Source organism: Stenotrophomonas genospecies 3, assembly GCF_054473855.1.
The window spans coordinates 316,434-337,482 of record NZ_JBTMUR010000001.1 but is presented as its reverse complement, the minus strand read 5'-3'; the positions used below and the strand labels follow the sequence as shown (position 1 = coordinate 337,482).

Below are 21,049 nucleotides of genomic sequence, written 5' to 3'. Positions count from 1 at the left end.
GGCGGGGCCGCCATTGTAGGCAGTGTGCCGGTGCTGCGCTGTCCACTGTGCAGGAACTGGACAGTGGCGAAGCTGGAAATTCCTGAAGATTCAAACCGTTGCGCGCTACCGATGGATGGCCGATTGCCAGTCCGGGGCGACGGGCGTGGAATGGATGCACGAAACAGGAGGACACCCATGACTGCATCTTCCCCGTGGCTGCCGGACGCCCTCTGGGCCGGCGCCTTCTTTGATGGCCACTGGCAGGCTGCCCCGCAACGGCACCCGGTGATTGAACCGGCCACTGGCCGGGAGCTGGGCGAGATCGGCCTGGCCGATCCGGCGCAGATCGCGCGTTCGGCGGCTGCCGCGGCACAGGCGCAACAGGCTTGGGCGGCGGCGCCCTACGAACAGCGTGCCGACGTGCTGCGCAAGGCCGCGCGTCTGGCCGAAGAGAACATCGACACCCTGGTCGAGTGGCTGGTGCGCGAAAGCGGCTCGACCCGCCTGAAGGCCGGCTTCGAGGCCAAGGTGACGATCAAGGCGCTGCACGAGGCCGCCGCACTGCCGTCGCGCAGCACGGGTGAGATCCTGCCCTCCGAGCCGGGCAAGCTGAATCTGGCGCGGCGCCGCCCGCTGGGTGTGGTCGGGGTCATTTCGCCGTTCAACTTCCCGCTCTACCTGGCGATGCGTGCGGTGGCCCCGGCGATCGCGCTGGGCAACGCTGTGGTTCTCAAGCCGGACCCGCGTACGGCAGTGTGTGGTGGCGCGGTGATCGCGCGCCTGTTCGAGCAGGCGGGCCTGCCGGCAGGCGTGCTGCACATGCTGCCCGGCGATGGCGCGGCCGGGGCCGCGCTGACCAGTGACCCGCACGTGGCGATGATCCAGTTCACCGGTTCCACCGCCGCCGGGCGCAAGGTCGGCGAAGCGGCGGGCAAGCACCTGAAAAAGGTTTCGCTGGAGTTGGGTGGCAAGAATTCGTTGATCATCCTGGACGATGCGGACCTGGACCTGGCGGTGGCCAACACCGCGTGGGGCGTCTACCTGCACCAGGGCCAGATCTGCATGGCGACCGGCCGCGTGCTGGTGCACCGGAAGATCCATGACACGTTCCTGCAGAAACTGGTGGCCAAGGCCAACGCGCTGAAGGTAGGCGACCCGGCACGTGAGGACGTGGCGATCGGCCCGCTGATCAATGCCGGCCAGCGCGACCATGCTGCACGCGTGGTCGAGCAGGCGGTGCAGGCCGGTGCCACGCTGGAAGCGGGTGGCACGCACCGGGAGCTGTTCTTCGCACCCACCGTGCTCGGCAACGTTGCGGCCGACAATCCGGCCTTCAGCGAGGAAATCTTCGCGCCGGTAGCGGTGGTGGTGCCGTTCGACGATGACGACGAAGCCGTGCGCCTGGCCAACGACAGCGAGTACGGGCTGTCGATGGCGATCGTGTCCAGCAACGTCGGCCGCGCGCTGAAGATCGGCGAGCGCCTGCGTACCGGTCTGCTGCACATCAACGACCAGACCGTGAATGACGAGGTGATCAACCCCTTCGGCGGCGTCGGCGCGTCCGGCAACGGCACCAGCATCGGTGGCCCGGCCAACGGCGAGGAGTTCACCCAGTGGCAGTGGTTGACCGTCAAGGGCGAAGCGCCCGCATACCCGATCTGATCGAAGGAGCCATCACGATGAACGACAACAACGCAACGCGTGAGATCACCGCCGCCGTGGTACGCGGCAAGGAGCAGCCCTTCGTCATCGAGCAGGCGACGCTGCGCGGTCCGCAGGACGACGAGGTGCTGGTGAAGGTGGTGGCCACCGGCCTGTGCCATACCGACCTGATCGTGCGCGATCAGTACTATCCGGTGCCGCTGCCGGCGGTGCTGGGCCATGAGGGGGCGGGCATCGTCGAAGCGGTTGGCCCGAACGTGCGCGACCTCAAGGCGGGGGATCACGTGGTGCTGACCTACGGCGCCTGTGGTCACTGCAATCCCTGCCGGGGTGGACACGGTGCTTACTGCAGGGATTTCTTCGCCCTGAACTTCGGTGGCGATGATGGCCACGGCCATACCGCGATCACCGATGCGCAGGGCCAGCCGCTGCACGATCATTTCTTCGCCCAGTCCTCGTTTGCCACCTACGCGCTGGCCCGCGAGATCAATGCGATCAAGGTGCCTGATGACGCACCACTGGAACTGCTGGGCCCGTTGGGGTGCGGCATCCAGACCGGTGCCGGTGCGGTGCTCAACTCGCTGCAGGTGCGGTCGGGCAGCAGCTTTGCAAGCTATGGTGCCGGTGCGGTGGGCCTGAGCGCGGTGATGGCGGCCAGGGTGGCCGGGGCCACCACCATCATTGCCATCGACGTGGTGCCTTCGCGCCTGGAGCTTGCTCTGGAGCTGGGGGCCACCCACGTGGTCAACAGCCGGGAGACCGATGTGGTCGAGGCGGTGCGTGCGATCACGGGTGGGGGTGCTGACTTCGCGCTGGAATCGACCGGTCGTCCGGACGTGCTGTCCGCTGGCGTCGAGGCGCTGGGTGGGCTGGGCATGATGGGCGTGGTCGGTGCGCCGAAGCTGGGCACCACCGCCAGTTTCGATGTGAACAACCTGCTGCTCGGCGGTCGCAGCATCCGCGGCATCGTCGAGGGCGACAGTGTGCCGCAGGTGTTCATTCCGCAGCTGGTGACCCTGTTCCAGCAGGGACGCTTTCCGTTCGACAAACTGGTGAAGTTCTATCCGCTGGACCAGATCAACCAGGCCGCCGAAGACAGTACCCGTGGCATTACCCTGAAGCCGGTGCTGCGCATCGCGGCGTAGTTTCCCTTGTTGGTAGTGCCGGCCGCCGGCCGGCCCGGGGGGCAGATCCGTTTTCCAGAAGATAACGGCTCTGCCCCTTTGTTTGAACGCGTCTTGAAACGGAAACGCTCCGTTGCCGAGACGTAACATGGCGTTGCCACTGGCGGGTGTACGCTGCGTCCATGATGGCCACGACAGTCGGGCAGCAACAACTGGTGGCGGCACGCGCCGCTTTCGCCGACGGCGATGCGCGCTCATTGGGCGTGTTGCCGCTGCCGCTGCAGCAGTCATGGCTGCGTTCGCGCGCGGCGGGCCTGCAGCCGGGGCAGGAGCCGGACTATCGGCCGCTGCTGGGCGATGGCCGCCATCTGTCCCATCCCGATGACCGGCGCCTGGCGCGTTGCGTGCAGCCGGAGCTGGAACAGCTCTGGGCGGCCTTCGGTGGGCGTGGCTGGACGATGTTCTGCGCCAACCGCGACGGCATGGTGATCGCGCAGCAGGCCCACGGGCTGGAAGATGCTCCCTTGCTGCGGCCGATCCAGGTCGGGCGACAGCTGGGCGAGACCGAGATCGGCACCACCGCGCCAGCGGTCAGCCTGGCCGACGATGTGCCGGCACTGGTGCGCGGCAACGAACACTACCTGCAGCGGTTCGCGCCGGTGTTCTGCCTGAGCGAGCCACTGCACGATCTCGACGGTCGGGTCTGCGGAGTGATCGACATCACCGGTCTTGGCGAGCGCGATCCCGCGCTGCTGCAGGGCTATTTCCGGCAGGCTGCGCTGGCCAGCGAAAATCGCTTGTTCCACAGCCTCACTGACGTGCACCTGCTGGCCGTGCAACATGATCCGCGCTGGCTGGCGTCACCGCTGCAGGGGCTGCTGGCGGTGCAGGAGGATGGCCAGCTGCGTGCAGCCAACCGCGTTGCACGGCGCCTGCTGGGCCTGCCACGGCGCGGGCCGTTGCCGCTGCTGGGTCTGGAAGCGCTGTTTGCCGGTGCCAGTGCGGCGCAACGGCGTCGGCTGCTGCAACCGGGCGCAGCGCATCGGGTCCGGCTGGGCGAGGGCAGTGCGGTCTACCTGCAGCGTCTGCAGGGGCCGCGGGGCGCGACGCACCGGTCTACTGTGCGAAGCACCCCGGCAGATCCAGGCGCGCCGCTGCTGCGTGACCAGCAGCGTGAGGCCGCGCGTCGCGCGGCCCTGGCCGCTGACGGCAACCTCAGCCTGGCCGCACGCCAGTTGGGAATCTCGCGTACCACGCTGTACAAGCTGCTGCGCGATTGACCGCGTAGTCCACCGGGCAGGGCCCGGCGGGGGCATCAGTCGCGGAAGTTGTTGAACTGCAGCGGCAGCTCGAACTTGCCGGCCTTGAGTACGGCGATGGCATCCTGCAGATCGTCGCGCTTCTTGCCCTGCACGCGCAGCTTGTCGCCGTTGATCTGGCTTTCCACCTTCAGCTTGGCGTCCTTCAGTGCCGCCGCGATCTTCTTGGCGATCTTCTGCTCGATGCCCTGCTTGACGGTGATCTTCTGCCGGGCCTGGGCCAGGTTGGTTTCGATGTCGCCGAACTCCAGGCTGAGCACGTCGATGCCGCGCGCGGCCAGGCGTGCGCGCAGGATGTCGTTCATCTGCTTGAGCTGGAACTCGGTCGGCGCAGTCTGGTTGATGACATCGCCATCGCGTTCGAACTTGGCGTCCACGCCCTTGAAGTCGAAGCGGGTGGCCAGTTCGCGGTTGGCCTGGTCGATGGCGTTGGTCAGCTCGTGGGTGTCGACTTCGGACACGACGTCGAAGGAGGGCATGGGCGATGCTCCGCAGGATTCAGTGGTGGCCATTCTATCGCGCCGGCCCGCATGCCCGCTTTCTGTAGAGTCGAGCCATGCTCGACTGCTCTTCACAAAGCAGTCGAGCATGGCTCGACTCTACAGAAGGGCGGCAGTCGAGCAAGCTCGACTCTACAGAAGGGCGGCAGTCGAGCAAGCTCGACTCTACAAACCGGTGCTGTCGGCGATAATGGGCCATGAATGTGCAACGCTCCCCTTCGCGTGCGGTGGCCTGGATGGTCGCTGCGGTCGCCTGTTTCTCGCTGATGGATGCTGGCATGAAGCAGCTGTCGGCCAGCTATCCGACCCTGGAAGTGACCTTCCTGCGTGGTGCGGCTTCGTTGCCGTTCGTGCTGGTCTGGGTGCTGGTCAGCGCCGGCCCGCGCTCGCTGATCCCGCGCCGCTGGGGCCTGCACCTGCTGCGTGGTGGGCTGGGCATGGCGATGATCGGCTGCTTCGTGTTCGCCCTGCGTGACCTGCCGCTGTCCACCGCCTACACCATCTATTTCGTTGCCCCACTGCTGATCGCCGCGCTGTCGGTGCCGTTGCTGGGTGAGCGGGTTGGCCCGCGGCGCTGGGTGGCCATCGGCATCGGCCTGGTCGGCGTGCTGGTGGTGCTGCGGCCGGGCGTGGACGGCTTCATTTCGGTGCCGGGGCTGATGGTGCTGGCCGCGGCCACTGCGTATGCCGTGGCGGCGATCACGGTCAGCCTGCTCACCCGCACCGATACCTCGCAGTCGATGGTGGTCTGGTTCCTGGTGATCATGGCCATCGGTGCCGGCCTGCTGGCCCTTCCCGGCTGGGTGCCACTGCAGCTGGCGCATGCGCCGCTGATCGCCGGCATGGGTCTGGCTGGGGCGCTGGGCCAGATTGCCCTGACCAAGGCGTTCCAGCTGGGCGAGGCCTCGATGATCGCGCCGCTGGAGTACAGCGGCCTGGTCTGGGTGATCGGCTGGGATCTGGCCTTCTGGGGCCAGCTGCCGGACAGCTATACCTGGGTGGGCGCGGCGATCATCGTCGCCTCGGGGCTGTACCTGCTGCACCGTGAGCGGGTGAACCGGCAGGAACCGCCGAAGCCGCTGGATCATCCCTGAGCCGGGGTAGTGCCGGCCGCTGGCCGGCAACTCCTTGCCCCGGAGGAACCGCTGCAGGTGCCGGCCAGCGGCCGACACTACCGGGCGCGGGCGACTTAGAACCAAAAGGAATAACATTCTGGCCCATGGCGCGGGCGCGCGACCGCCTGCGCTGGTAGGCTGCACGCCCCCTTCCGTCACCCAGCCGGTGAGCCACGCCCGTGATCGAGTTCCAGCGCCTGCACAAATCCTATGCCGTTGCCGGCCGCGCAGTCAGCGCGCTGCAGCCGCTGGACCTGACCATCGAGGCCGGTGAGGTATTCGGCATCATCGGCCATTCCGGCGCCGGCAAGTCGACCCTGATCCGCATGATCAACCGCCTGGAAGAGCCCAGCGGTGGTCGCCTGCTGATCGGTGGCGAGGATGTCACCGGACTGGATGCGGACGGCCTGCGCGCGCTGCGCCGGCGCATCGGCATGATCTTCCAGCACTTCAACCTGTTGTCTTCGCGCACGGTGGCCGGCAACGTTGCCTTCCCGCTGGAGCTGGCGGGCACGCCGAAGGCGGAGATCGATGCACGCGTGGCCGAGCTGCTGCAGACCGTGGGCCTGGAGGCGCACGCGCAGAAGTACCCCGCACAGCTGTCCGGTGGGCAGAAGCAGCGCGTCGGCATCGCCCGTGCGCTGGCGACACGCCCGCAGATCCTGCTGTGCGACGAGGCCACCAGTGCGCTGGACCCGCAGACCACCGCCTCGGTGTTGTCGCTGCTGTCGAAGATCAATCGCGAGCTGGGCCTGACCATCGTGCTGATCACCCACGAGATGGATGTGATCCGCCGTGTCTGCGACCGTGTCGCCGTGCTCGACGCCGGCCAGATGGTCGAGACCGGGCCGGTCACCCGGGTGTTCCTGCATCCGCAGCACCCGACCACGCGCCGTTTCGTCAGCGAATCGGAGCACGTGGATGAAGGCGCGCTGCATCGTGATTTCGATGCCGTCGGTGGCCGCATCGTGCGGCTGACCTTCCTCGGCGGAGACACCTACGAACCCCTGCTCGGCAGTGTCGCGCGGGAGACCGGGGTCGACTACAACATCCTGTCCGGCCGTATCGACCGGATCAAGGACACCCCGTATGGCCAGCTGGTGGTCGCCCTGGTGGGCGGTGACCAGTCCGCCGCGCAGGCCGCGTTCGTGGCTGCCGGCGTGCACGTTGAGGAGCTGCGTCGATGATCATCGCCACTGCCGGCGGATTCTTCCGCCACCTGGATGCGGGCAAGTGGGCCGACATCGGCCAGGCCACCATCGACACCCTGCTGATGCTGCTCGGTTCGCTGCCGCTGACCCTGGCCATCGGCCTGCCGCTGGGCGTGCTGCTGTACCTGTTCGGCGCGCCGCAGATGAAGCGCCGTCCGTTCGCCTACGGCGTGCTGGCGCTGGTGGTGAACCTGCTGCGCTCGGTGCCTTTCATCATCCTGATGATCGTGCTGATCCCGGTCACCCTGTTCCTGATGGGGACGTCGCTGGGGGTACGCGGTGCGATCGTGCCGCTGGTGATCGGTGCCGCGCCGTTCTACGCGCGCCTGGTCGAAACCGCACTGCGCGAAGTGGACCGTGGCGTGATCGAAGCGACCCAGTCGATGGGTGCCACCACCTGGCAGCTGGTCACCCGCGTGCTGCTGCCCGAGGCGCGCCCCGGCCTGATCGCCGGTGCGACGGTCACCACCGTGGCGCTGATCGGTTTCACCGCGATGGGCGGCGCGATTGGTTCCGGCGGCCTTGGTGACCTGGCGTTCCGCGATGGCTACCAGCGTTCGCACACCGACGTGGCCCTGGTTACCGTGGTCTTGCTGTTGGTTCTGGTGCAGCTGCTGCAGATGCTCGGCGACCGCCTGGTCGCGCATTACAGCCGCAAATGACGAGGCGCCGGGGCGCTGCCCCCGGCGTCGCCCGGTGCATCGCGGCAGCCGGCCAGCGGCCGGCTCTACCTCATTGCCTGGAAATGGCAGTGCCGGCCGCTGGCCGGCAGAACCTGCAGAACTTCGACAGTGTGCCTGTCATAGCGCCAGGCTCTGGAAGCCGCCACACCCATCAGGAATCGATATCGCCAGACTGGGACTGGCAGCACACCCCGTTCCTTGGTATGTTCCGTTCAACGTAATACGTTTTACGGAATGATCCGTTCATTCCGCTGCAAGCAGACCCGTGCCCTGTTTGAAGGAACCTGTCCACGTGCCTGGCTTTCGATCCGGCGGGCTGCCGAGCGCAAGCTGCAGCTGCTCGACTCGGCACAGACGTTGGCATTCCTGCGCAGCCCGCCCGGGAACCGACTCGAGGCGCTGTCAGGTGATCGGAGAGGGCAGTACAGCTTGCGTATCAATGACCAGTGGCGGCTGTGCTTTACCTGGACTGACAACGGTGCCGATGCCGTGGAAATTGTTGACTATCACTGAGGTGCCCGCCATGAAGCGTCCCCACAACGGCATGCGCGCCATCCATCCTGGCGAGATCCTGCGCGAAGAGTTCCTGATGCCTCTGGCGTTGAGCGTGAACGCGCTGGCAAGGGCCTTGGATGTTCCCGCAACACGGCTGCACGCCATCGTGCACGGGGAGCGCAGTATTTCGGCCGATACCGCGGCACGGCTGGCGCGACATTTTGGTGGGGATGCCGCGTCCTGGCTTGCGATGCAGGCGGCCTACGACCTCAAGACATTGCCAACGCGCAGCGAGATCGAGCGACGGGTACAGCCGCGGGCAGCGTGAATTCGGGGCGCACGGACCGAGGTCCGCGGCCACAATCCAGTCAACGCACGTTCGGTACTTCGTAGCCCAGCTTGCCGACCTGCTCCGGGTGCTGCGGCACGCGCTTGAGCTTGTCGGTGTTCACGCCGTACTCGTCACGCAGGCGCTCGGCCAGCTCCTTGTACAGGGCTTTGTCCATGTCCGGCGTACGCGAGAAGATCCAGGCCATTTCGCGGCCCGGGTAGCCGATCAGTGCCCACGAGTAATCCGGCGCTACTTCCAGCACCCTCGAATGGGTGGGCACGACACGGTAGAACCAGGTGCGCCAGCCGTGGTTGCCACTGTCCGGGTCGACGCTGGCGCGGGCACGCACTTCCTGCAGCGGTTCGCCGAAGCCATCACGGTAGCGGTAGGTGATGCCGACCTTGTGCGCGTCGCGCAACTCGTACTCGTTGACGCTGGCGACATGGCCACGTTCGATGAAGTTCGGCACGCGGCCGATCACATACCAGGTGCCCATGAAGCGCTTCAGGTCGATCGGTGCGTCCAGGGCAGCCGCACCAGAGGCGCTGGTACGGGGCGACGGCGGCTCACTGGCGGCCACGGCGGGGCCGGCCAGGGAAAGGGCCAGCAGCGCGGCGCAGAGCGGGCGGATCGAAGTCATGCGGGAGCGGGCTCCAGTGGGCTTGCACGCGCATGGTCGACTGTGTGCACGCGATCCGTCAATGGTGTCGCAACCTGTGAGAAGGGGGTTGCCCATGCTGTGTTGCATTGTCCACCGGAGAAGCCCCATGAACGCACGTTCCGTCCGCCGCTCTGCAACTGAACGCGTCATTCTCGAGCGTGCCGACCCGCGCCTGCTGCGCAGCGTGCAGCAGCTGGCCCTGGCCGGTATGGCGCTGGTACTGGTCTGGCCGGCCGCGCGCGGCAGCAGTGCCTGGCTGGGCTGGCTACCCATGTGGCTGGTGGGCATGCCGCTGGTGGCCTGGTGGGCGTTGCTGCGCTTTCCGTTGCCGCGCCTGTCGTGGCTGCGGCTGGCGCGTCGTACCGGTGGACAGGCACGTCGCCGTAGCGGCGGGGCGGCGCGAGGCCGTCGCGGCTCCACCGCCGCGGCCTGACCTTCGACACGGGGGCGGCCGCGGCGATCCATGCTAGCGTTCCACGGCTTATGACTGCCTGGAGCTGCAATGTCTCGACTCGCTTCCGCCTGCCTGCTGGCCGGCATGATGACCGCTGCCTCGGTGGGGACCGCCGTGGCCGCTGAAGACACCGATCGCTACGCCTGGCTCGAAGACGTCACCGGCGACAAGCCGCTGACCTGGGTCAAGGAACAGAACGCCAAGTCCGAGGCGCGCCTGGCGCAGACCCCGGCCTTCAAGCAGATGGAGACCAGCATCCGCGAGGTGCTCGACTCCGATGCCAAGATCCCCGGCGTGCAGAAGATCGGCGACTACTACTACAACTTCTGGAAGGACCAGCAGCACGAGCGCGGCCTGTGGCGGCGCACCACCCTGGCCGAGTACCGCAAGGCCTCGCCGCAGTGGGAAACCGTGCTCGACCTGGATGCGCTGAACAAGGCCGAGGGTGAGAACTGGGTCTGGCACGGCGCCGATTGCCTGCGCCCGGATTACAGCCGCTGCCTGATCGCGCTGTCGCGCGGTGGCGCCGACGCCGACGTCACCCGTGAGTTCGACCTGGCCAACAAGACCTGGATCAAGGACGGCTTCTTCCGTCCAGAGTCCAAGGGCGGCCTCAACTGGGTCGACCGCGACACCGTGTTCGTCTACACCGACTTCGGTGCGGGCTCGATGACCACCTCCGGCTACCCGCGCGTGGCCAAGCTGTGGAAGCGCGGCACGCCGATGACCTCGGCCACCGTGGTGTACGAAGGCAAGCCGGAGGACATGTACATCGCGGCGATGCACGATGACACCCCGGGCTTCGAGCGCAACCTGGTCAGCCGCACGCTGGCGTTCTACAACAACGAGCTCTACCTGCGTGGCGACGATGGCACGCTGACCAAGATCGACGCGCCGAATTCGGCCGAGAAGGGCCTGCACAAGCAGTGGCTGACCCTGGAACTGCGCGATCCGTGGACCGTGGGCGGCAAGACCTACGCGTCCGGTTCGCTGCTGGCGACGAAGCTGGACGACTTCCTGGCCGGCAAGCGCGACTTCGAGGTGCTGTTCACCCCGACCGCGACCACCTCGCTGGCCGGCGCCACCTGGACCAAGAGCCACCTGGTGCTGAACGTGCTGGATGACGTCAAGAACCGCCTGTCGGTGCTGACCCCGGGCGCCGATGGCTGGCAGACCAGCCGCTTCGTCGGCGCGCCGGCCTTTGGCACGCTGGCCGTGGGCGCAGTGGACAGCAACGACAGCGATGCGGTGTGGCTGACCGCCACCGACTACCTGACCCCGACCACGCTGGCTCTGGCCGAGATCGGCCAGGCGCCGGAAACGTTGAAGACCATGCCGGCCTTCTTCGATGCCAAGGGCAAGGTGATCGAGCAGCACTTCGCCACCAGCAAGGACGGCACCCGCGTGCCGTACTTCGTGGTGCACGACAAGGCGATGAAGCTGGACGGCTCCAACCCGACCCTGCTGTACGGCTATGGTGGCTTCGAGATCTCGCTGACCCCGAATTACTCAGGTGGCATGGGCCGCGCCTGGCTGGAGAAGGGCGGTGTGTACGTGGTCGCCAACATCCGTGGTGGTGGCGAGTACGGCCCGCGCTGGCACCAGGCAGCGCTGAAGCAGAACCGTCACAAGGCCTATGAAGACATGGCTGCGGTGGCGCGCGATCTGGTCAAGCGCAAGATCACCAGCGCCAAGCACCTGGGCGTGCAGGGTGGCAGCAACGGTGGCCTGCTGACCGGCAACATGCTGACCCAGTACCCGGAGCTGTTCGGTGCAGTGGTGGTGCAGGTGCCGCTGCTGGACATGAAGCGCTACAGCCACCTGTTGGCCGGTGCCTCGTGGATGGCCGAGTACGGTAACCCGGATACCAGCGACTGGGAGTTCATCAAGACCTTCTCGCCGTACCATCTGTTCAACGAGAAGAAGAACTACCCGCCGGTGCTGTTCACCACCTCCACCCGCGATGACCGCGTGCACCCGGGCCATGCCCGCAAGATGGCGGCGAAGATGATCGACGCCGGCAAGGACGTGACCTACTACGAGAACATCGAAGGTGGCCACGGCGGCGCAGCCAACAACGCGCAGGCCGCACACATGTCGGCGCTGGCCTACAGCTTCCTGTGGGAGCGGTTGGGCGGTAAATAAGCAGAACGGAAAACGCCGCCCCAGGGCGGCGTTTTTCGTTGGGTTCACGTATCCACGCATGGCGTGGATCTCCCTACGTATCGTGCGCTGGGTCAATAGATCCACGCCATGCGTGGATGCCGTTCGCGCAGATCGATCAGGCGCCCAAGCTCTTCAACCCGCGTGCAATCCGCGCCACCGCCTCCTGCAGCCGCGGCACTTCCTGGGTATAGGCCAGGCGCACATGCTGGTTGGCGCGATGGAAACCGAAATCCAGCCCCGGGGTGAACGCCACGTGCTCGGTTTCCAGGAAGTGCGCGCAGAACGCCTGCGCGTCGTCAGTGAACGCGCTGACGTCGGCGTACAGGTAGAACGCACCCTGCGGTTCCACTTCGATGCGGAAACCAAGCTCGCGCAGCGCCGGCAGCAGATAGTCGCGACGCTGGCGGAACGCCTCGCGGCGCAGTTCGAAGATCGCCATCGATTCCTCGCTGAAGCAGGCAAGTGCGGCATGCTGGGCGATGCTCGACGCGCTGATGTACAGGTTCTGTGCCAGCTTCTCCAGGTCCGGCACCGCCGCTGGCGGCGCCACCAGCCAACCCAGCCGCCAGCCGGTCATGCCGAAATACTTGGAGAAGCTGTTCAGCACGAACGCGCTGTCGTCCACCTGCAGCACGCTGGGTGCATCCAGGCCGTAGGTCAGGCCGTGGTAGATCTCGTCCACCACCAGATGGCCGCCACGCGCGTGCAGGGCCTGCGACAGTGCCGCCAGTTCGTCGGCGGACAGCACGGTGCCGGTCGGATTGGCGGGGGAGGCCACCAGTGCGCCGACGCTGTCGGCATTCCAGTGCTGTTCCACCAGCGACGGTGTGAGCTGGTAGGCGGTGTCCGGGCCGACCGGCACCAGCTGTGCACCGCCTTCCACCAGGCGCAGGAAATGACGGTTGCAGGGGTAGCCGGGGTCGGCCAGCAGCCAGTGGCGGCCGGGGTCGACCAGCAGGCTGCTGGCCAGCAGCAGCGCACCGGAGCCGCCGGGAGTGACCAGGATGCGTTCGGGATCGATATCCAGCCCGTAGTGGCTGCGATAGAAGCCACTGATCGCCTGGCGCAGGGCCGGCAGGCCACGTGCGGCGGTGTAGCGGGTATGGCCGGCGGCCAATGCGGCCTGGCCGGCACGCACGACCGGTTCGGCCGTGGTGAAGTCCGGTTCGCCGATTTCCAGATGGATCACATCGTGGCCCGCCTGTTCCAGCGCCTGCGCGCGGGCCAGCAGGGACATCACGTGGAACGGAGCGATTTCATGGCTGCGCCGGCTGTAGCCCGGCGTGTGGGGCAGGGTACTCATGTGCCCATGGTACGCCGCGCGTCCTGGTAGTGCCGGTCGCTGGCCGGCAACCACCCGCCTCTGTTTATCCCGAGGTTGCCGGCCAGCGGCCAGCACGACCCATGACCATCCGCAGGGTTGCCCGCAACCCTCCTGCAACCCAGACTCGAGCACAAGGACGCCATTGCATTGCGGCTCAAGGAGCCTTATCTCATGAAATCCACCCTCTGCCTGTTGCTTGCGAGCCTGATGACCACCACTGCCACCGCCGCCACGCCGCCCGTTCCGCCGGATGCCGCCAAGCATCCGCATGTGGTCAAGGCGCCGTTCGGCGCGACCCGCAACGACGACTATTACTGGCTGCGCGACGACAAGCGCGAGAACAAGGACATGCTGGCCTACCTGCAGGCCGAGAATGCCTATGCCGACCAGTTGCTGGCGCCGTTGAAGCCGCTGGAAGACACCCTGTACAAGGAGATCGTCGGCCGCATCAAGCAGGACGATTCCAGCGTGCCGGCGCGCGAGCGTGGCTACTGGTACTACAGCCGCTTCGAGACCGGCCAGGACTACCCGATCCACGCACGCCGCAAGGGCGGCATGGATGCCGCCGAGGAAATCCTGCTGGACGTCAACACGATGGCCGCCGGCAAGGGCTACTTCAGCGTCGGCTCGATGGAAGTCAGCCAGGACAACCAGCTGCTGGCCTGGGCCGATGATGACGTCGGTCGCCGCCAGTACACCATCCGCTTCAAGGACCTGGCCACCGGCAAGGTGCTGCCTGATGTGATCACCGGCAGCTCCGGCGACCTGGTCTGGGCCGACGACAACCGCACCGTGCTGTATGTCGAGAACGATCCGGAAACTCTGCTGACCGTGCGCGTGAAGAAGCACGTGCTGGGCACCCCGGCCAGCGCCGACACCGTCGTCTACGAAGAGAAGGACGACAGCTTCTACATGGGCATCGGCCGCACCCGCGACGATCGCTTCATCACCATCGGCGTGCACAGCACCGTGTCCTCGGAAGAGCGCTACGCGCCGGCCAGCGACCCGACCACGTTCACCGTACTGGCGCCGCGCCAGCGCGATGTGGAGTACGACGCTGACCACTACGACGGCCGCTGGGTGATCCGCACCAACGACGGTGCGAAGAATTTCAAGCTGGTCACCGCACCGACCGATGCGACCTCGCGCGCACAGTGGAAGGACTGGATCGCGCATGACGATGCGGTGTTCATCGAAGGCTTCGAGCTGTTCGATGCGTACACCGCCATCGCCGAACGTTCCGAGGGCCTGGAACGCATCCGCCTGCTGTTCAAGGATGGCCGCAGCGACTACGTGAAGGCCGATGAGCCGGCGTATTCGATGGGCCTGGGCGACAACACCGAGGCCGATACGCCGTGGCTGCGCTACGTCTACACCTCGATGACCACCCCGACCACCGTGTTCGAGCTGAACACCGCCACCGGTGAGCGCCGCCAGCTGAAGGTGCAGCCGGTGATCGGCTATGACGCGTCGAAGTACGAAACCGATCGTGTCTGGATCACCGCACGCGATGGCGTGAAGGTGCCGGTGTCGCTGGTCTACCGCAAGGGCTACCAGAAGGACGGCAAGGGCGCGCTGTTCCAGTACGCCTATGGCAGCTACGGCATGTCGATGGATCCGTACTTCAACCAGACCGCGGTGAGCCTGCTCGATCGTGGCGTGGTGTATGCCATCGCCCATATCCGTGGCGGCCAGGAGATGGGCCGCGACTGGTACGAGAACGGCAAACTGCTGCACAAGCAGAACACCTTCAACGACTTCATCGACGTCACCCGCGGCCTGGTCGCACAGGGCTGGGCGGCGAAGGATCGCGTCGCCGCGTCCGGCGGCAGCGCCGGTGGCCTGCTGATGGGCGCCGTGGCCAACCAGGCGCCGCAGGACTACCGGGTGATGGTGGCGCAGGTACCGTTTGTCGACGTGGTCACCACCATGCTCGACCCGACCATTCCGCTGACCACCAACGAATACGACGAGTGGGGCAACCCCGAGCAGAAGCAGTATTACGACTACATGCTGTCCTACTCGCCCTACGACAACGTGAAGCAGCAGGCGTACCCGGCGCTGTTCGTGGGCACCGGCCTGTGGGATTCGCAGGTGCAGTACTGGGAGCCGGCCAAGTGGGTGGCCAAGCTGCGTGACGACAACACCGGCCATTACCCGATCCTGTTCCGCACCAACATGGAAGCCGGCCACGGCGGCAAGTCGGGGCGCTTCCAGCGCTACCGTGAACTGTCCGAGTCGTACGCGTTCGTGCTGCAGCAGCTGGGCATCGCCCAGCCGTAATGGTGCAGGGGTGCCGGGCGTTGCCTGGCATCCCGAACCGGTATCCTTGCGGCCATGAGCCAGCCCGACCCCTCCGCATCCCGCGATGCTGCCACGCCACCGCGCGTGGTGCGTTTCCGCTGGGCGTGGTGGCTGCTGGCCTACGTCAGCCTGGGCACCGGTATCGTCGGCATCTTCGTGCCGGGCCTTCCCACCACCGTATTCATCCTGATCTCGGCCTGGGCTGCCTCGCGTGGTTCCGAGCGCCTGCACAACTGGCTGCTGCAGCACCCGCGCTTCGGCCCGGCCATTGCCAACTGGCAGGCACACGGGGCGGTCAGCCGCTACGGCAAGTGGATGGCCACGATCACCATGGCAGTGTGCGCCGGCATCATGCTGTGGTGCGTGCCGATCGCCTGGGTGAAGTGGTTTTCGATCGGCAGCATGACCGTGGTGGCGATCTGGCTGTGGACCCGGCCGCTGCCGCCACCGGAGCGGTAGTGCCGGCCGCTGGCCGGCACCCCGGTTCCCTGCACCAACCGCTCAGCCGCCAATGGCTATACTCGGGGCATGAAGATCCCCCATCGAAACGCCATCCTGATTCCGCTGGCAGCGGCCTCGCTGCTGCTCCTCGCCGCCTGCGGCAACAAGGGCCCGCTGGTACTGCCGCAGAAGCCGGTGCCGGTGGAAGAAACCGTCGAACCGGTTGCCGAGCCCGCTACCGAAGCGACCCCGGCGCAGACCGAAGGCAGCGCCACCCCGGCCACGACCGTGGACCCGGCTGCACCGACCACGCAACCGGCGCCTGCACCTGCGAAGAAGGTGGGCGGCGGGAATGAGTAAGGCCGGTTCCAAGGCGCTGCGCTTCAGCAAGATGCATGGCGCGGGCAATGATTTCGTAGTGATCGACCTGCGTGACGGCACTGCGCCGCCCACGCCTGAACTGGCCGCGCGCCTGGCCGACCGCCACACCGGCGTCGGCTGCGATCAGATCCTGACTATCGAAGCGCCGCGCGCGGAAGGCTCGGTGGCGTCGTACCGCATCTGGAATGCCGACGGTTCCAATTCCGAGCAGTGCGGCAATGGCGCGCGCTGCATCGCGGCCTGGCTGGTGCGCGAGGGCAGCGCGCAGGGCGATGCATTCGTCATCGACAGCCCGCTGGCCAGCCACGAAGTGAAGGTACTGGGCGAGGGGCAGTTTGCGGTGACGATGGGCGTGCCTGCGTTCGAGCCGGTCAACGTGCCGCTGGTGGGCTTCGCCCACGCACGCGAGGAGTACCTGCTGCCGCTGCAGGGCGAGAGCGTACGCTTCGCCGCGGTGTCGATGGGCAATCCGCATGCGGTGATCGAAGTGGGCCTGATCGATGCAGCACCCGTCGAGCGCGTCGGTTCGCTGCTGCAGCAGCATGCCTCGTTCCCGCGCTCGGTGAATGTGGGTTTTGCCCAGGTGATGAGCCCGGCGCATGCACGCCTGCGCGTGTTCGAGCGCGGCGTCGGTGAAACCCTGGCCTGTGGCAGTGGTGCCTGTGCCGCGGCGGTGACCCTGATGCAGCGTGGCCGCCTGCAGCGCGACGCGCGCATCAGCCTGCCCGGGGGTGACCTGCGCATCCAGTGGCCGGGCGATGGCCAGCCGGTGGTGATGGCCGGCCCGACCGCATTCGTCTTCGAAGGGGAGTGGATCGCATGACCGAAACCGTCGACAAGCTCGGGGCCCATGAAGTCGCTGCGTGGTTGCGGCGACATCCCGGCTTCCTCAAGCAGTTCCCGGACCTGGCCCTGACCCTGGTGGTGCCACGCGACGACGGCCCGACCGCGTCGCTGGCCAGCTACCAGCTGGAAGTGCTGCGCGAGAAGAACCGCGAGCTGGCACGACGGTTGGCCGATCTGGGTGCCACCGCCCAGGTCAATGAACGCCTGGCAGTGCGCACGCATCAGCTGACCCTGGCGCTGATGAAGCAGGACAACGCCGCCGACACCCTGCGTGCGATGGCAGCCTCGCTGCAGGAAGATTTCGCCGGCGACCTGGTGCGATTGGTGGTGCACGCGCCGGTGGCCGGGCTGGAGCAGGCCGACTGGCTGCAGGTGATTGCTGCCGATGATGCGCAGCTGGGCCCGTTCCGCGATTGTCTGAACGACGGCGAGCCGATCTGCGGCCGCCTGCAGCCGGAAAAGAACGCCGTGCTGTATGGCGTGCGCAGCGAAGAAGTGCAGACCACCGCGCTGTTGCCGTTGCCGGGCGTGGGCCTGATTGCTGTGGGCAGCCACGACCCGAACCGCTTCTACCCGGGCATGGGCACGCTGTTCCTGCGCATGATGGGCGATGCGTTGGCCACCGGCCTGAAGCGCTTCCCGGGCTGAGCAGGATACGACGATGAGCGCGGTACAGGCCTTCCTGCAGCATCTGCAGGTAGAGCGGCGGATGTCGGCGCATACGCTCGATGCCTACCGCCGTGACCTGGACGCGTTGTCGGTCTGGGCCGAGCCGCGCGGTGTTGCGGTGGACGCACTCGATGCCGAGGCGCTGCGCCAGTTCGTTGCCGATGAGCACCGCAGAGGCCTGTCACCCAAAAGCCTGCAGCGCCGCTTGTCGGCCTGCCGCAGCTTCTACGCCTGGCTGTTGAAGCATGGACGCATCGAGGTCAGCCCGGCGGCGACGCTGAAGGCGCCACGCGCACCGCGCCGGTTGCCGCAGGTGCTTGACGCCGACGAAGCCGTGCAGCTGGTCGAGCTGGAACCGGAAGGTGAGCTCGGCCGCCGTGACCGCGCGCTGCTGGAACTGTTCTATTCCTCTGGCCTGCGCCTGAGCGAAGTCTGCGCGCTGACCTGGCGCGACCTGGATTTCGACAGCGGCCTGGTCAACGTGATGGGCAAGGGCAATCGCCAGCGCCGCGTGCCGTTCGGCCGGCCTGCACGCGAAGCGCTGCAGGCGTGGCGTGCGGAAAGCGGGGGCGGCCCGGCCTCGCCGGTGTTTCCCGGCCGCAACGGGCCGATCAGCCAACGCGCGGTGCAGATCCGCATCCGCCAGCTGGCGCAGCGCCAGGGCCTGTTCAAGCACGTGCACCCGCACATGCTGCGGCACAGTTTCGCCAGCCACATCCTGGAATCGTCCGGTGACCTGCGTGGCGTGCAGGAACTGCTTGGCCATGCCGACATCGCCACCACGCAGATCTACACCCACCTTGATTTCCAGCACCTGGCCAAGGTCTACGACGCCGCGCATCCACGTGCGAAGCGCCGCAGCAAGGACGACAAGGCTGAATAAACCGTCCTTGATCTGGATCAGGGCAGGGCGGGCGCTACCGGCGCATCGTGGCCGCAGGCCACGAGGACACCGCCACCATGGCGAAGCCCATACCGTTGCATCCCAAACACCCCGAGCGCATCTGCTGGGGCTGCGACCGCTACTGCGCGGCTGACGCCCTGGCCTGCGGCAATGGCTCCGGCCGCACCCAGCATCCGATCGAGACGCAGGGTGAAGACTGGTACCTCGCCTGGGGCATCGAGCCCAATCCGGACCGGCCATCGCAGGCCAAGCGCTGAACGGCAGGCGTTCCACGTTCGGGCGGCGGGGTCCGCGCGCATTGCGATGCGCTCGTTAAAAGGGCGCCCTCTTCCCATGGGGCGCCACCAAGCGCTGAACGGCAGCCATCCGCGCAGGCTTGATCGCACCCGGCGCTGTCCCCATGTCCCGTGAACAGCTATCGGAGGCCGCATGGACCCCAGTCAGAATCCCAACGTTTTCCACGCCACCACCATCGTCTGCGTCCGTCGCGGCGAGCACGTGGCCATTGCCGGCGACGGCCAGGTCACGCTGGGCCACACCGTGATGAAGGGCAATGCACGCAAGGTGCGCCGTCTCGGACGTGATGGCCAGGTGCTGGCCGGCTTCGCCGGTGCCGCCGCCGATGCCTTCACCCTGTTCGAGCTGTTCGAGGCCAAGCTGGAAAAGCACGGCCAGCTGCAGCGCGCTGCGGTCGAACTGGCCAAGGATTGGCGCACCGAGCGCCGCCTCGGCAAGCTCGAGGCCCTGCTGGCAGTGGCCGACAAGGAAACCTCGCTGATCATCAGCGGCACCGGTGATGTGATCGAGCCGGAGGACGGCATCATCGCAATCGGTTCCGGTGGTTCCTATGCACTGTCGGCCGCGCGCGCACTGATGGCGCACACCGAACTGGATGCGCGCACCATTGCCAGCGAAGCGATCGGCATTGCCGGCGACATCTGCATCTACACCAACCGCAACGTGGTGGTCGAGGAGCTGTGAGGGGCGTGCCGGCCGCTGGCCGGCAACCTCATGATCCCCCGCACGCGTGCCTGGTTGCCGGCCAGTGGCCGGCACTACCGACAATGAATCCGTGAGCACATCCATGTCGAAGATCGAAGTTTCCTCCGCCACCATGACCCCGCGCGAGATCGTGCAGGAACTGGACCGGCATATCGTGGGCCAGCACGACGCCAAGCGCGCCGTGGCCATTGCCCTGCGCAACCGCTGGCGCCGCATGCAGCTGGTGCCCGAGCTGCGCAATGAAGTGATGCCGAAGAACATCCTGATGATCGGCCCGACCGGCGTCGGCAAGACCGAGATCGCGCGTCGACTGGCCACCCTGGCCAACGCGCCGTTCGTCAAGGTTGAAGCCACCCGCTTCACCGAAGTCGGCTACGTCGGCAAGGACGTCGAGCAGATCATCCGCGACCTGGCCGATACCGCGGTCAAGCTGTACCGCGAACAGGCCAAGGTGCGCGTGCGTACCCAGGCCGAAGAACGCGCCGAAGACCGCATCCTCGATGCGCTGCTGCCGCGCCGCAGCGGTGGCATCGGTTTCGATCCGGAAGTCGCCCGCAACGAGCCGTCGGCGCAGGACAACGAGACCCGCATCAAGTTCCGCAAGATGCTGCGCAACGGTGAGCTGGACGAACGCGAGATCGAGCTCGACCTGGCTGCCAACGTCAGCATGGACATCATGACCCCGCCGGGCATGGAGGAAATGGGCCAGCAGCTGAAGTCGATGTTCGCCAACCTCGGCGGCGGCGCCAAGGCGCACAAGCGCACGCTGACCATCAAGGCCGCGCGTCCGCTGCTGATCGAGGAAGAAGCCGGCAAGCTGGTCAACGAGGACGACATCCGCACTGCCGCGATCGAGGCCTGCGAGCAGCACGGCATCGTCTTCATCGACGAGATCGACAAGGTTGCCAAGCGTGGTGACAACGTGGGTGGTGGCGACGTCTCGCGCGAAGGCGTGCAGCGCGACCTGCTGCCGCTGGTGGAAGGCTCCAACGTGTCCACCAAGTACGGCACGATCAAGACCGATCACATCCTGTTCATTGCTTCGGGTGCGTTCCACCTGGCCAAGCCCAGCGATCTGATTCCGGAGCTGCAGGGCCGCTTCCCGATCCGCGTGGAGCTGGGTGCGCTGAGCAAGGGTGATTTCGTGCGTATCCTGACCGAGCCGAAGGCCGCGCTGACCAAGCAGTACGAAGCGCTGCTGGCCACCGAAGGCGTCAAGGTCAGCTTCACTGCCGACGCCATCGATCGTCTGGCCGAGATCGCCTTCCAGGTGAACGAGCGCCAGGAGAACATCGGTGCCCGTCGCCTGCACACCGTACTGGAGCGCCTGTTGGATTCGCTCAGCTACGAGGCACCGGACCGCGACGGCGAAACCCTGGCCATCGACAGCGCTTACGTCGATGCGCACCTGGGTGAGCTGGTGCAGGACCCGGACCTGAGCCGCTACATCCTGTAACGCCCGACGCTGCAAAGCA

22 protein-coding genes are annotated in these 21,049 nt (G+C 66.7%); 19 read left to right on the top strand and 3 right to left on the bottom strand.

Annotation, left to right across the window (positions count from 1 at the left end):
• Positions 1 to 177: 177 nt before the first annotated feature.
• The 3 genes from ACX9OT_RS01480 to ACX9OT_RS01470 all read left to right on the top strand — a co-directional run bounded on the left by ACX9OT_RS01480 (position 178) and on the right by ACX9OT_RS01470 (position 4,048).
• Positions 178 to 1,644 (top strand): benzaldehyde dehydrogenase, encoded by a 1,467-nt coding sequence (locus tag ACX9OT_RS01480; RefSeq protein WP_032129026.1) that lies wholly within the window; start codon positions 178 to 180, stop codon positions 1,642 to 1,644.
• A gap of 17 nt (positions 1,645 to 1,661) precedes the next feature.
• On the top strand, positions 1,662 to 2,789 hold the full coding sequence (locus tag ACX9OT_RS01475; RefSeq protein WP_049460891.1) for an NAD(P)-dependent alcohol dehydrogenase: 1,128 nt from the start codon (positions 1,662 to 1,664) through the stop codon (positions 2,787 to 2,789).
• A 161-nt stretch (positions 2,790 to 2,950) separates the two neighbouring features.
• Positions 2,951 to 4,048 (top strand): helix-turn-helix domain-containing protein, encoded by a 1,098-nt coding sequence (locus tag ACX9OT_RS01470; protein ID WP_032129024.1) that lies wholly within the window; start codon positions 2,951 to 2,953, stop codon positions 4,046 to 4,048.
• A gap of 35 nt (positions 4,049 to 4,083) precedes the next feature.
• Here ACX9OT_RS01470 and ACX9OT_RS01465 read toward each other — a convergent pair whose 3' ends face one another.
• Positions 4,084 to 4,566 (bottom strand): YajQ family cyclic di-GMP-binding protein, encoded by a 483-nt coding sequence (locus ACX9OT_RS01465; protein ID WP_006471121.1) that lies wholly within the window; start codon positions 4,564 to 4,566, stop codon positions 4,084 to 4,086.
• 218 nt (positions 4,567 to 4,784) lie between these two features.
• Here ACX9OT_RS01465 and ACX9OT_RS01460 point away from each other — a divergent pair, with 218 nt between their 5' ends.
• The 5 genes from ACX9OT_RS01460 to ACX9OT_RS01440 all read left to right on the top strand — a co-directional run bounded on the left by ACX9OT_RS01460 (position 4,785) and on the right by ACX9OT_RS01440 (position 8,419).
• A complete protein-coding gene (locus ACX9OT_RS01460) occupies positions 4,785 to 5,681 on the top strand; it encodes a DMT family transporter (protein ID WP_049399222.1) in 897 nt (298 codons plus the stop codon).
• 200 nt (positions 5,682 to 5,881) lie between these two features.
• Entirely contained in the window at positions 5,882 to 6,889 is a 1,008-nt protein-coding gene (locus ACX9OT_RS01455) for a methionine ABC transporter ATP-binding protein (RefSeq protein ID WP_049463219.1), read from the top strand.
• Positions 6,886 to 7,575: a methionine ABC transporter permease gene (locus ACX9OT_RS01450; protein ID WP_032129021.1), complete on the top strand. Its 690-nt coding sequence runs from the start codon at positions 6,886 to 6,888 to the stop codon at positions 7,573 to 7,575. The genes ACX9OT_RS01455 and ACX9OT_RS01450 overlap by 4 nt, the downstream gene beginning before the upstream one ends.
• Before the next feature lie 255 nt (positions 7,576 to 7,830).
• Positions 7,831 to 8,109, top strand: coding sequence for a type II toxin-antitoxin system RelE/ParE family toxin (locus tag ACX9OT_RS01445; protein ID WP_080356578.1), 279 nt, complete (start codon positions 7,831 to 7,833; stop codon positions 8,107 to 8,109).
• Between the two features lie 10 nt (positions 8,110 to 8,119).
• Positions 8,120 to 8,419, top strand: coding sequence for a HigA family addiction module antitoxin (locus ACX9OT_RS01440; protein WP_049463234.1), 300 nt, complete (start codon positions 8,120 to 8,122; stop codon positions 8,417 to 8,419).
• Positions 8,420 to 8,459: 40 nt separating this feature from the next.
• Here ACX9OT_RS01440 and ACX9OT_RS01435 read toward each other — a convergent pair whose 3' ends face one another.
• Positions 8,460 to 9,062, bottom strand: a complete 603-nt coding sequence (locus tag ACX9OT_RS01435) for a lipocalin family protein (RefSeq protein WP_010481371.1) — start codon at positions 9,060 to 9,062, stop codon at positions 8,460 to 8,462.
• Positions 9,063 to 9,189: 127 nt separating this feature from the next.
• On the opposite strand from ACX9OT_RS01435, the gene ACX9OT_RS01430 reads away from it, so the two are divergent.
• Positions 9,190 to 9,516, top strand: coding sequence for a hypothetical protein (locus ACX9OT_RS01430; RefSeq protein ID WP_049399225.1), 327 nt, complete (start codon positions 9,190 to 9,192; stop codon positions 9,514 to 9,516).
• Positions 9,517 to 9,585: 69 nt separating this feature from the next.
• Positions 9,586 to 11,682: a prolyl oligopeptidase family serine peptidase gene (locus tag ACX9OT_RS01425; RefSeq protein WP_049463220.1), complete on the top strand. Its 2,097-nt coding sequence runs from the start codon at positions 9,586 to 9,588 to the stop codon at positions 11,680 to 11,682.
• Between the two features lie 136 nt (positions 11,683 to 11,818).
• Here ACX9OT_RS01425 and ACX9OT_RS01420 read toward each other — a convergent pair whose 3' ends face one another.
• Positions 11,819 to 13,006, bottom strand: a complete 1,188-nt coding sequence (locus ACX9OT_RS01420) for a pyridoxal phosphate-dependent aminotransferase (protein WP_049463221.1) — start codon at positions 13,004 to 13,006, stop codon at positions 11,819 to 11,821.
• A gap of 192 nt (positions 13,007 to 13,198) precedes the next feature.
• Between ACX9OT_RS01420 and ACX9OT_RS01415 the strand changes: the two genes are divergently transcribed.
• The 9 genes from ACX9OT_RS01415 to hslU all read left to right on the top strand — a co-directional run bounded on the left by ACX9OT_RS01415 (position 13,199) and on the right by hslU (position 21,030).
• Positions 13,199 to 15,310, top strand: a complete 2,112-nt coding sequence (locus ACX9OT_RS01415; RefSeq protein ID WP_049399231.1) for a S9 family peptidase — start codon at positions 13,199 to 13,201, stop codon at positions 15,308 to 15,310.
• Positions 15,311 to 15,364: 54 nt separating this feature from the next.
• Complete coding sequence (locus tag ACX9OT_RS01410; protein WP_049463222.1) at positions 15,365 to 15,790, top strand: YbaN family protein; 426 nt, start codon at positions 15,365 to 15,367, stop codon at positions 15,788 to 15,790.
• A gap of 69 nt (positions 15,791 to 15,859) precedes the next feature.
• Positions 15,860 to 16,132, top strand: coding sequence for an LPS translocon maturation chaperone LptM (gene lptM / locus ACX9OT_RS01405; protein WP_049463223.1), 273 nt, complete (start codon positions 15,860 to 15,862; stop codon positions 16,130 to 16,132).
• On the top strand, positions 16,125 to 16,976 hold the full coding sequence (gene dapF, locus ACX9OT_RS01400) for a diaminopimelate epimerase (RefSeq protein ID WP_049463224.1): 852 nt from the start codon (positions 16,125 to 16,127) through the stop codon (positions 16,974 to 16,976). The genes lptM and dapF overlap by 8 nt, the downstream gene beginning before the upstream one ends.
• Entirely contained in the window at positions 16,973 to 17,647 is a 675-nt protein-coding gene (locus tag ACX9OT_RS01395) for a DUF484 family protein (protein ID WP_049463225.1), read from the top strand. Before dapF ends, ACX9OT_RS01395 begins: the two co-directional genes overlap by 4 nt.
• A 13-nt stretch (positions 17,648 to 17,660) precedes the next feature.
• The gene (xerC, locus tag ACX9OT_RS01390) at positions 17,661 to 18,551 is read left to right on the top strand and encodes a tyrosine recombinase XerC (protein WP_049463226.1); all 891 of its coding nucleotides are present in this window, start codon (positions 17,661 to 17,663) and stop codon (positions 18,549 to 18,551) included.
• 77 nt (positions 18,552 to 18,628) lie between these two features.
• A complete protein-coding gene (locus ACX9OT_RS01385) occupies positions 18,629 to 18,829 on the top strand; it encodes a DUF3079 domain-containing protein (RefSeq protein ID WP_032129030.1) in 201 nt (66 codons plus the stop codon).
• 172 nt (positions 18,830 to 19,001) lie between these two features.
• Positions 19,002 to 19,553: an ATP-dependent protease subunit HslV gene (hslV, locus tag ACX9OT_RS01380; protein WP_005411093.1), complete on the top strand. Its 552-nt coding sequence runs from the start codon at positions 19,002 to 19,004 to the stop codon at positions 19,551 to 19,553.
• A gap of 103 nt (positions 19,554 to 19,656) precedes the next feature.
• On the top strand, positions 19,657 to 21,030 hold the full coding sequence (gene hslU, locus ACX9OT_RS01375; RefSeq protein ID WP_014038532.1) for an ATP-dependent protease ATPase subunit HslU: 1,374 nt from the start codon (positions 19,657 to 19,659) through the stop codon (positions 21,028 to 21,030).
• Positions 21,031 to 21,049: the final 19 nt, after the last annotated feature.